This is a genomic window from Treponema sp. R6D11 (assembly GCF_054786075.1).
Genome location: NZ_BDHD01000016.1, coordinates 17,056 through 27,587, shown reverse-complemented (window position 1 = coordinate 27,587; position 10,532 = coordinate 17,056). Strand labels below are relative to the sequence as shown.

General features: G+C 39.9%; 12 protein-coding genes. 8 read left to right on the top strand and 4 right to left on the bottom strand.

Features of this window, described 5'->3' with window-relative positions; genetic code table 11:
• The first annotated feature begins 128 nt into the window (after positions 1 to 128).
• Positions 129 to 272: a hypothetical protein gene (locus ACYVTD_RS03240; protein WP_461246345.1), complete on the top strand. Its 144-nt coding sequence runs from the start codon at positions 129 to 131 to the stop codon at positions 270 to 272.
• Between the two features lie 41 nt (positions 273 to 313).
• Here ACYVTD_RS03240 and ACYVTD_RS03235 read toward each other — a convergent pair whose 3' ends face one another.
• On the bottom strand, positions 314 to 1,711 hold the full coding sequence (locus tag ACYVTD_RS03235; protein ID WP_461246344.1) for a bifunctional folylpolyglutamate synthase/dihydrofolate synthase: 1,398 nt from the start codon (positions 1,709 to 1,711) through the stop codon (positions 314 to 316).
• Positions 1,708 to 3,123 carry an MBL fold metallo-hydrolase RNA specificity domain-containing protein gene (locus ACYVTD_RS03230; protein WP_461246343.1) on the bottom strand — a complete coding sequence of 472 codons (1,416 nt, stop codon included), beginning with the start codon at positions 3,121 to 3,123 and terminating at the stop codon, positions 1,708 to 1,710. Before ACYVTD_RS03230 ends, ACYVTD_RS03235 begins: the two co-directional genes overlap by 4 nt.
• A gap of 97 nt (positions 3,124 to 3,220) precedes the next feature.
• Between ACYVTD_RS03230 and ACYVTD_RS03225 the strand changes: the two genes are divergently transcribed.
• The 4 genes from ACYVTD_RS03225 to ACYVTD_RS03210 are packed head-to-tail and all read left to right on the top strand — an operon-like array spanning position 3,221 to position 7,420.
• Positions 3,221 to 4,573 carry a mechanosensitive ion channel family protein gene (locus tag ACYVTD_RS03225; protein ID WP_461246342.1) on the top strand — a complete coding sequence of 451 codons (1,353 nt, stop codon included), beginning with the start codon at positions 3,221 to 3,223 and terminating at the stop codon, positions 4,571 to 4,573.
• Positions 4,574 to 4,611: 38 nt separating this feature from the next.
• The gene (locus ACYVTD_RS03220) at positions 4,612 to 6,264 is read left to right on the top strand and encodes a peptide ABC transporter substrate-binding protein (protein WP_461246341.1); all 1,653 of its coding nucleotides are present in this window, start codon (positions 4,612 to 4,614) and stop codon (positions 6,262 to 6,264) included.
• A complete protein-coding gene (ispF, locus tag ACYVTD_RS03215) occupies positions 6,261 to 6,737 on the top strand; it encodes a 2-C-methyl-D-erythritol 2,4-cyclodiphosphate synthase (RefSeq protein WP_461246340.1) in 477 nt (158 codons plus the stop codon). Before ACYVTD_RS03220 ends, ispF begins: the two co-directional genes overlap by 4 nt.
• The gene (locus ACYVTD_RS03210) at positions 6,737 to 7,420 is read left to right on the top strand and encodes an endonuclease III domain-containing protein (RefSeq protein ID WP_461246339.1); all 684 of its coding nucleotides are present in this window, start codon (positions 6,737 to 6,739) and stop codon (positions 7,418 to 7,420) included. The genes ispF and ACYVTD_RS03210 overlap by 1 nt, the downstream gene beginning before the upstream one ends.
• Before the next feature lie 40 nt (positions 7,421 to 7,460).
• On the opposite strand, the gene ACYVTD_RS03205 is transcribed toward ACYVTD_RS03210, so the two are convergent.
• Together ACYVTD_RS03205 and ACYVTD_RS03200 are read right to left on the bottom strand one after the other, a co-directional pair.
• Positions 7,461 to 7,754 (bottom strand): HigA family addiction module antitoxin, encoded by a 294-nt coding sequence (locus ACYVTD_RS03205; RefSeq protein WP_461246338.1) that lies wholly within the window; start codon positions 7,752 to 7,754, stop codon positions 7,461 to 7,463.
• A 57-nt stretch (positions 7,755 to 7,811) separates the two neighbouring features.
• Positions 7,812 to 8,699, bottom strand: coding sequence for a histidinol-phosphatase (locus ACYVTD_RS03200; protein WP_461246337.1), 888 nt, complete (start codon positions 8,697 to 8,699; stop codon positions 7,812 to 7,814).
• 234 nt (positions 8,700 to 8,933) lie between these two features.
• Here ACYVTD_RS03200 and ACYVTD_RS03195 point away from each other — a divergent pair, with 234 nt between their 5' ends.
• From ACYVTD_RS03195 to ACYVTD_RS03185, 3 genes are all read left to right on the top strand, one after another.
• On the top strand, positions 8,934 to 9,101 hold the full coding sequence (locus tag ACYVTD_RS03195) for a hypothetical protein (protein WP_461246336.1): 168 nt from the start codon (positions 8,934 to 8,936) through the stop codon (positions 9,099 to 9,101).
• Positions 9,102 to 9,438: 337 nt separating this feature from the next.
• Positions 9,439 to 10,098: a hypothetical protein gene (locus tag ACYVTD_RS03190; protein WP_461246335.1), complete on the top strand. Its 660-nt coding sequence runs from the start codon at positions 9,439 to 9,441 to the stop codon at positions 10,096 to 10,098.
• Positions 10,099 to 10,279: 181 nt separating this feature from the next.
• A complete protein-coding gene (locus tag ACYVTD_RS03185) occupies positions 10,280 to 10,465 on the top strand; it encodes a hypothetical protein (protein ID WP_461246334.1) in 186 nt (61 codons plus the stop codon).
• Positions 10,466 to 10,532 lie beyond the last annotated feature (67 nt).

Sequence of the window (10,532 nt, the reverse complement as noted above, 5' to 3'; positions counted from 1 at the left end):
GCGGACAAACTGTTCAATCAACAATACCCGAAATATCAATACCAGAAGAAACAACATCGGAAGAGACAACAACCGATGAAAAAACGCCGGAAGAGTAAACGCAGGTAGCGTACACGCCAAATGTACACTTGCAGTGTACGCTGTTGCTGACAAGAGCGGTTCTTATCGGCATACTCCCCGGTTTCGGCATTATCCGCCTAATCATAGGAGCAATAGCGGGCTTTTTTATCGGCATGTTAATCGAGAAGAAAGTGATTAACAAGCAAGGGTGAGCGTGGCGGCAAAGGCATCTGGGGATGGCAATGGTAGTTGCCTAATCACAAAAAAATTTTCTAATTTCCGCTACCAAGTAAAAAGAGCCTGTCCCAAGTATTGGCAGGCTTTTCTCTTTTGCGAATAAAATAGCCTGATTAACGGCTTCTTGCGTATCTTTTACAAGCGCTGTTTTTTCCTGCCCTGCGATTTCCGCAAAGGAGTTGTAAACTTTGTCAGGTTCGCTTGCCTTAAAAGTTCCGGGGGTGGTGATAAATATTTTTGCAAAATGCGGATACGCTATTTGTGCCATTGCCGCAGAGTTTTTGTCGGCAGCGCAGCCGAAGAGGAGAACGCCGCTGTTGCCGTAGAGTTGGCAAAAAGTTTCTATGCACAGGACGAGGCTTTCGGGGGTGTGTGCGCCGTCAATGATGAAGGGCGGCATGTTGCTTGCCTGCGTTGGAATTAATTTTTCAAAGCGGGCGGGGATTTTTAGTTTTTTAAGACCGCTTCTGATAGCGTCCTCGCCAATTTTTGGGAAAGCGATTTTAAGCGCGGCAATGGCAAGAGAGGCGTTTTCAGCCTGCACTTTTCCGGGTATTGGAATAGAGAGAGATGATAGCGAAGTTTGCGGTATGTTTTTGTCGGAGTTAAAGGAAAGTGAAAAATCCGTGCCTTGCGTAGTTATTTTTATGTCGGAAAGATTGGCAGTCTGCGGAAAGTAAATTAAAGGACTGTTTTTTTCCTGCGTTTTTTCCTTGAATACTTTTAACGCTTGCTCGCATTGTTTTGCCAATACTAAAGGTTTGCCTTTTTTTATAATTCCAGCTTTTTCTTCCGCAATCGCATCTATTGTTTCGCCTAAAAAATTTGTGTGTTCCAACTCGATTAATGTAATTACGCTAACCAGCGGATCAAGCACATTGGTTGAATCGAGCCGACCGCCCATTCCTGTTTCCACTACCATTACGTCGCATTTTGCTTTTTTGGCGCATAGGAAAAATAACAGCGTTAAAAGCTCCCAAAATGTAGGGTCGCATCCGTCATCGGAAGTTGGGGAAAAAAGCTCCGCCGCCGTTGGTTGCGTTTTTACAAGGGCGGGTAAACGCTCCTCCACGATGTTTTTCAGTTCGTCGCCGCAGGAGCAGTATATGTCATCGCTGAAATATGAATCGTCAAGACAAATACGTTCCCTTATGTCGGTTACATGGGGCGACATATAGCGAGCCACACGAAAACCGGCGGCGGTTAACATGGCAGATAACATGCTTGTTACTGAGCCTTTGCCTTTTGAGCCTGCAATATGTATGGAAGGAGCGCAACATTCAGGGTGATCCGCAATCTCCGTTAAAACTTGCATGCGTTCTATCCTGAAACTTTTCGGTTTTTGTCCACGCTCAAGATTTATAAAATCGGATAACCAATTAAAAACATCTTCGGACGACTTAAAATATTTCAATTTGTCAGTTCGTATGTTTTGCCGTATTTTATTATCTCGACATTCGGGTAACCGTTTTCTTCAAGATATTTTTTCAGGAACGCCTGCGCTTTCTTTTCGCCGTGAACTAGGAATATCCCTTTTAATTTGGAAGTATCAACTTTTTTAAGCCACTCAAGTATTTCAAAATAATCGGCGTGGGCGCTGAAAGCGTTTATTTCCTCTACCTGCGCTTTTAGTTTGTACCAATCGCCGTGGATTTTTACTTCGCTTTCCCTGTTGCGTATGCGTCTGCCAAGAGTGTTTTCCGCCATGTAACCGACAGTCATAATCGTAGTGTTGGGGTCTTGTATGTTATTAATAAGATGATGTTGGATTCTTCCCGCTTCGCACATTCCGTCGGCTGAAATTATGATTAGCGGTCCTTTGTGTTCGTTTAAATCTTTTGATTCCTGAACGCTGATGGTAAAATGCAAACTGTTAAAACCAAACGGGTTTTTATGATGTTTGATAAACGCCTCTTTTATTTCTTCTCCGTAACATTCGGGGTGTACCTGAAAAATTGTCGTTGCGTTAGTTGCCATTGGTGAATCTACAAAAATGGGAATTTCAGGAATAGTGCCGTCGTCTACAAGAAGATGAAAATAATAAACAAGCTCTTGAGTGCGTTCAATGGCGAAAGAAGGAATTAGTATTTTTCCCTTTTTTTCGACAGTCCGTTTTGCCATAGTTGCCAGTTTTTCTATCGCTTCATCGGTCGAGTCGTGTCTTCTGTCGCCGTAAGTGCTTTCAAGAATGATGTAGTCGGGCGCTGTTTCGGGAATTGCGGGGTCGCGGATAATCGGCTTGCCCTTACGTCCCAAATCGCCTGTGGCAAGAATGTTTAATTCTTCGCCGCCTTTTTTAATTCTTATGTCGGCGATGGCGGAACCGAGAATGTGCCCCGCGTCGTAGAATTCCATGCTGACTCCGTCGCCTATAAACATCGGTCTGTTATATGAAACTCCAATTGTCTGCCCGACCGCGTTTATTGCGTCATGCTCGTTAAAAAGCGGAGTCCATGTAAATTTTTCCCCTTTTTTACTAGCCTGATTTTGCAGGTACTTTGCGTCGTGAGCTTGAATGTTGGCGGAGTCCATCATTATCAAACTTGCGATGTCCCTTGTAGCGGGGGTGGCGTAAATATTTCCCTTGTAGCCCTGTTTTACCAACAGAGGCAAAAGACCGCAATGATCAAGATGACCGTGAGTCAAAATAACGCTTTCTATCCGGTCAACCGCGATGCCAAAGTCCCTGTTTTTACGATCCGCTTCCGCCCGTGAACCCTGAAAAGCCCCGCAATCGATCAGGTAACTTTTCCCGTCAATCTCAAGCACATGCTTGGAACCTGTAACCTCCTCGGCAGCGCCGAGAGAGTATAATGCAACATTCATAAGAATATTTTAGCATGAAAAATTGATGATGTCATCAATTTTATTGACAAATTTATACTATTGAATTTTAAAGTAATAATTTATAATATTTATATAGATGAAAAAGATATTTTTTGTAATTTGTCTGTTATTTTCATTCTCTTTTTGCCTCGCTCAAGAGGTCCCCGACGCTACATCTAGTACTGTTTCCGGGGAAGAACCCGCAACAAAAGAAAAAATAACGGAAACCGATGCTGTAACATCGGTAACTCCTATTTTGCCCGTTATTCAGAGAATCAAGGAAGACAGACCTTTTTTATACAGACTTGGAGTGGCGCTCGCTATAGTCGTTGGGCAGGCTTTGTTAATATGGATAATTTGGCTTTTATTCAAAAGATTAAATATAAAGATAGAAACTACCGGAAGAGAAAAAATAAAACCGTTTTACATTAATAAATTCAGAGTGCTTTCGGAAAAGCATGTTATCAGCGTAATCGAAGTTGTATTAAAATTGATAAAATATCTTGTTACTATAATTCAGCTTTTTCTTACGATACCGATTATTTTCAGTTTGTTCTCCGCCACAAAAGATATAGCGTCGTTATTATTCGGTTATATTTTAAATCCCATAAAACGCATTGCCATAGGCGCTATTGATTATATCCCGAATCTTTTTACAATTATCATTATAATTACTATTACCCGTTATGTGCTAAAAGCGTTTAGATATTTTGCGTCTCAAATAGAAAAAGGCAAATTGCAAATACCGGGCTTTTATACCGACTGGGCGTCTCCTACTTTAAGAATTTTACAGGTGCTTTTGTGGGCGTTTACCATTGCTGTTATATATCCCTATTTGCCGGGGGCGGAGTCCAGGGCTTTTCAGGGAGTTTCGGTTTTTATCGGTATTATTTTTTCCGTTGGATCAACAACTGCAATTGGAAACCTTGTCGCAGGGCTTGTAATTACATATATGCGTCCTTTTAAGTTAGGCGACCGCGTTCAAATTAAAGATATAACAGGTTTTGTTGTAGAAAAAAATCTTATGGTAGTGCGCTTAAAGACGCATAAAAACGAATATGTAACATTTCCCAATTTAATTATTTTGGGATCGAATATAATTAATTACAATACATCGTCCGATGAAGACGAAGAAGGTTTAATTATTTATACTGAAATTACTTTTGGCTATGCGACTCCTTGGCAGACAATACATGACATATTGATAAACGCCGCCCTTAATACCGAGTATGTTCAAAAAACTCCGAGACCTTTTGTGCTTCAAACCAAATTGAATGATTTTTACGCAAGTTATCAGATTAACTGTTATACGAAACAAGTAAGCAAACTTCCGAGTATTTACGCCGCGCTTTACGCAAATATCCAAACCGGGTTTCGTGAAGCCGGACTGGATATGACTGCGGCGCATTATAGAGTTATTACTACAAATAATCAAAACAAGAATCAATGACGCTTGAGTTTTGAATCTTTGTATGATATAATTAAAATATGAAGAAATACTTAAAAAAGATAGTTTTTTCATTTATTGTGCTGTTATTGACCGCTTGTCAAAGCCAACAAATACAAAAATCTAAGGAATCGGGAAGCAATGAATTTGCGGAAATGCGTCCTGATAACCGCAACATGGAAGAACTTACCGTAGCGTTTTCAGCCACGGAAATGGAACTTGATTTTCGTAAATCTTACTATGCAAGCGAAGCGCAAATTTTTACCGCGTTGTATGAGGGTCTTTTTTCTTACCACCCGCTTTCTTTGGAGCCGGTTCCTGCATTAGCGGAAAAATGGTCGCTTTCCGAAGATAAAACGCAGTGGACTTTTACATTGCGCCGTAATGCGCGTTTTTCCAACGGCGATCCCGTGCGCGCGGAAGATTTTCGCGCGGCGTGGCTTTCCCTTATCGAACCCAAAAAAGAATCTCCTTATTCAAGTTTTTTTGATGTTATCGAAGGAGCGCGTGAATACCGAAACGGAACTTTAAAAGATAAAGATAAAGTTGGAATAAAAGCGGTTGATCAAAGGACGCTTGTAATAAAACTAGGTTCCCCGGCTTCTTTTTTTCCGGCAATGCTTTGCCACCATTCATTCAGCCCGATACATTCTTCCATGTTAAATAAAGCGGAGTGGTCTCCGTATAAAGCCGGAAAAAATTGGACTCCGCCTGTTTCCAACGGACCGTATCAAATTATTTCTATGGATAAAGAAAGCATTGTTATGCAAAAATCAGAACAGTATTGGGATTCAAACAGGGTTGCGTTAAAAAAAATAATTGTTAAATTTACGGAAACAGGCGATCAAGCCGCTTCTCTTTGGAATTCAGGCGAGGCTCGCTGGATTTCAGGCGATGTAAATACGGAAGCGCTGACGGATCGCTCCGGCATACAAGTGAATGTTATGTTTGCCACTCATTATTATTTTATTCGTAGCGCCGAAAAACCTTGGAACGATTATAGAATTCGCAGGGCGATGATTCTTGTCCTTCCTTGGGACGAAATACGCAGTAGTTATTTTCTTCCTGCTGAAACATTGATTTTTCCAATTTCGGGGTATCCTGACGTTGAGGGAATATCAGAAACCAATTACGAAGAAGCTCAACAGTTAATGGCTGATGCCGGATACAAAAACGGCGCGGGAATGCCCGCTCTTGTTATTCGCATAACGCCATCGCGCGATGCCGAGCGTGTCGCTTCTATAATGGCTAACGCATGGAAAGAAAAATTGGGTATGAATGTGCGCGTAGAAGTAATTCCTTTTGGCAAATATTTTGAAACCATGAAGGATAGCGGGTATACTGTGGGTTCAACAACATGGATAGGGGATTTTGCCGATCCTTACGCTTTTTTGCAGATGTTCAGGCGCGATTCAAATTTAAATGACGCGCGGTTAGATGACGCGGACTATGAAGCGTTAATTGAAAAATCCATGTTGGAAGAAGGGAAAACTCGTTTGGAAACTTTGGCAAAGGCGGAAAAACTTTTATTGGACAGGGGAGTTGTTCTGCCTATCTTTTTCAGTCCCGCGTTAAATATTGTTGACACTGGCGAGTTAGACGGATGGTATCCTAATGCTTTGGATATTCACCCGTTTAAATACATGGCTTTTAAATCATTCCGTCCTCTGCCCGGCGTTGCGTTAATAAAATGATAAAAACAGGTCTTGGTTACGACATACATCAATTAAAAAAGGGACGACGCTTTCTTTTAGGCGGCGTTGAAATTCCCTTTTCAAAAGGAGAAGACGGACACTCTGACGGAGACGCTCTTGCCCACGCTATATGCGATGCCTTGCTTGGAGCTTGTGCTCTTGGCGACATTGGCGAATTATTTCCGCCTTCCGATCCCGCGTTTAAAGACGCCGATTCCATGGAGCTTTTGCGCAATGTTTTTGCCCGCGTAAAAAATTCTGGCTGGAAACTTGTTAACCTTGATTGCGTAATAATTTGTGAAAAGCCGAAAGTTCTCCCCTTCCGCGAGCTTATTAGAGGCTCTCTCGCAAAAGCGCTTGAAGTTCCTCTTGATTGTATTTTTGTTAAAGGTAAAACTGCGGAAGGTTTGGGTTCTGTTGGCAGGGGCAAAGCGGTTGAAGTTTTAGCTCAATGCTTGGTCGAGAAAAATTAATGGGCAAAGCCAAACCAAAGTGGGACGATATTTTTTCCGCTCTTGAAAAATGGCGCGAGGAAATTATTGCAAAAAAAGGAGCGGAAGACCCTTCCGTAACCACTGTAGCGCAGCAGTATCGTCAAGATCCGTGGGCTGTGCTGGTTTCTACGATTTTAAGTTTGCGTACAAAAGATGAAGTAACTATTGTCGCGTCAAAACGGCTTTTGGAAAAAGCGGGCAGTCCTGAAGAATTAAAAGCAATGAAAGCGCAAAGAATAGAGAAATTAATTTATCCTGTAGGATTCTATCGGAATAAAGCGGCTTCACTTAAAAAAATAGCTTCTATACTGCTTGAACAATACAGCGGCAAAGTGCCGGCATCAATGGAGGCGTTACTCGATCTTCCGGGTGTCGGAAGAAAAACAGCGAATCTTGTGCTTACAGAAGCCTTTGATCTTGACGGCTTATGCGTGGATATACACGTTCACAGAATTTCCAACCGTTGCGGTTGGTTAAGCTCAAAAACCCCCGAAGATACAGAAATGGTATTAAGAGAAATACTGCCGCGTAAATACTGGAAATGTATTAATTATTTGCTTGTTCTTTACGGACAGAAACTATGCCGTCCTGTAAGCCCGTTTTGCTCTCAATGCGTGATAAAGAAACATTGTGCGCATAACGGCGTTGTAAAGTCAAGGTAAGGCGGATTATTCGAGATGGGGATTACCCCATCTCGAATAGTCATTTTGGCTTTGCTTTAGATATACCTCTAAGCGCGTTATTTAATGTTTTGTTATTAACAGCTTTTTTTAGGTCAAAGTCCATTTGCGTTAACAGCCACAATTCCGGTTTTGTGCCGAAATATTTTGCAAGACGGAAAGCAATGGATGTCGTTATTCTGCTCTTATCAAGGCTTATGAGCCTTAATGCAGTTTGACTGCATTTAATATCTTTAGAAACCCTATTGCAATTTAAATTGTAGTTTCTAATGTAGTCTAAGAGCAGTGATCCAGGTGATAGTTTTGTTTTAGTCATGATAAACTCCTTATAACTAAATATAGTATAATTGTAAGTCATCGTCGAGCATTTTTTTTAATAATTTATGACTATTTCTTTTAACCATACATTTTTCTTTTTATTTGTTTTTTCTTTAAAAATAAAATGTTTTTTTATACCTGCTTCTTTAAGTGTGTTTAACGCAATAGTATAATTTCCGTTAACGTCCCTTACGCGATGGGCGTCCGCCGTAATTATCACAGGTACGTTAAACTTTTTGATAATTTTAAGAAAAGATAGCGAAGGATAAGTTTCTGGTATTTTATTCCGATTAATACCACCCGTATTAACTTCAAAAACCAATCCCATTTTTTTCGCTATTTGTACAATTTCCTTCTGTCTTTCAGCTTCCGCTTCCAGCGACCATAAGTTCTTTCCAAGCGTATTTTTTTTAAGCAAATCGGCGTGTCCGATTATATCAAAGCCGCCCGCGCTAATCATTTCGGCTTCTGCGTTATAGTAAGAATTCATTAGTTTTTGTGCATCGCCGCCGAAACCGTCTCTTAACCCTGTATCGAATTCTTCCTGTGAGCCGTCAACTGTAAACCCCTGCGCTCCGTTTTCAGGGAAAAGATAATGCACGCTTCCGATTATATAATCAAGGTTTAACTTGACTATATCGCTGTCTAGGGGGGAGCGTTTCCCTTTTATATAATCCACTTCTAGTCCCAAAAAAACATTTAATTTGCCCCGCCAGCGTTTTTTTGCCTCAAGGACTTGCGCGACATATTCATCAATAAGGGAGCTTTTCATGTTCCAGCCATTTACGCTTCCAAGCTGTTTATCGGTTGGGGCGTGGGAACTGAACCCGATTGCATAAAGGGAGTTTTCATAAGCGGCTTGGCACATGGTTTCTATGTCGTCTTTTCCATCGCAAAATTTCGTATGTGTGTGCATACTGGAAAACAGTGATTGTGCTTTCATTGCTCCTCCGAAAGCTATTATACACCATTAAAATGAATAAACACAGGCTATAAACACCAGTTTACTACTCTATAAAATATTTGCTATCTAATAATTTTATTCCGTGAGCGTGTGCGTAAGGTTCTCCATTAGATCGCTAAATTGCTTGTGCAGGCAGGCGGTCTGTGTAGCGGAAAAACTCAGGAGAGCTCGCCTGCACAGCCCTAGACCGACCTTTTTCTTTCATTCAAAGAAATGCGAAGGTTTGAAGATGTGAGCGATAATCATGATCCTCTTGTCGGTCTACTTTTTCCGCTCCCCAAATTTAACTTTTTTCTTATGGTCTGTTCCGGCGAGGAATTCCTGAAAATGTTTTTCCGCCACCCAACCCGCCTGCCTGCACAAGCAAAATATTCGGCGTAATGTGGGACTTCCCGCACACGCTCGCATAATTTATTCATTAATTAGCGAGTGATTTTACTGTGAGGCATTGGGGTAATTTTTGCTTGGACAAGTATGTTTGGGTATACTTTTTACAACACTCCATATATGGTGTAACATACTAGACAGGGTACACTACGGAATTTCGGTAACAGACACCATTGCGTGGACACTGAAAAATGCCTTTCGCTTTTAGAAATGGCTTTTTAATATAAAGCAAAAAAGTTCTTTTTTGCTTATACAAGTAGTTATGCGACAGTTTGCAAAAAATATATAATATAATTGACAAAAATAAATTATTGATTATAATATAAGATATATGAAGATAATAAGGCTAATAACAGTAATAATGTTTTTATTAATCACACTTTCTTGTTCAGTTTTCAAATTTCTTAAAGGAGATTGGGTTAAAACAATAGATCTAAATAAGATACGAGAAAGTTTTGAAAAGATGCAGAATGTACGGGTAATAAAAGTATTTTATGACGACGTTGATCACGATTGGGCTGGTGCTGTTATTGTTATTGATGAAAATAAATTATTAATTCTACGTCATTTCAGAGAAGAAGACATTTCAAAGGAAATTACATCATATGTTGCAATAGCTCGTATTGGGAATTACCGTGTAAGTAATTACTCGTATAATCCTGATGTATACATTAGCAATCAAGTTTATAGATTAAATTTAATATTAGGCAGAGATACAATATTTTATAATACATTGCTTGGTCTTGGAGAAATTAAAAACATTGAAAGTATAATAAATAATTATGATTTAATTTTGCATGGAGTTGAACAGTTGCCTGATGATGATGGAGGTTTTTGGAATCCGCATGATTTGGAATCAAAAAGTATCTTGTTGCATTTTACATTTGACAATGGACACGAGAGTAAAATTGGTAAAATAAAATTTGATGAAATAAATGATTATAGTATTTTGGATGAAAATATAAAATATTGGGATTTAATAGTATATTAAATAATAATAATATGAAAAAAGATAATTATTTTATAAATAATAATTGATTTATGATTTACTGCTCTTTACTAAAATTATGAAATAGTTGACAAATTATTCAGAAATAAAATTTTCCGGCGAGAATGTCGAACTCAGATACGGGAGGGGTTATAAGATCAGGATAGTCAACGACAGGGGGTTTTTGAATTTAAATCAAAAGCGCGTGTTTGTCGGGAATCCGTTTGCCGGATATTACGCTGGGGTAAAAGAATACGTCGGCAAGCCCGCGGAAATATGGTTTGGAAATTATCTTTTGGGAACGATAAATAATGACACTGGACTTATAGAGCCAAGTTTCACTATAATGCAGCTAACAAATAATTCCTGAAAAGTGTTACCGATGTTATTATACATAACTGCGTATGATGTCATTGGGTTGTACCGCTAAAATTGTT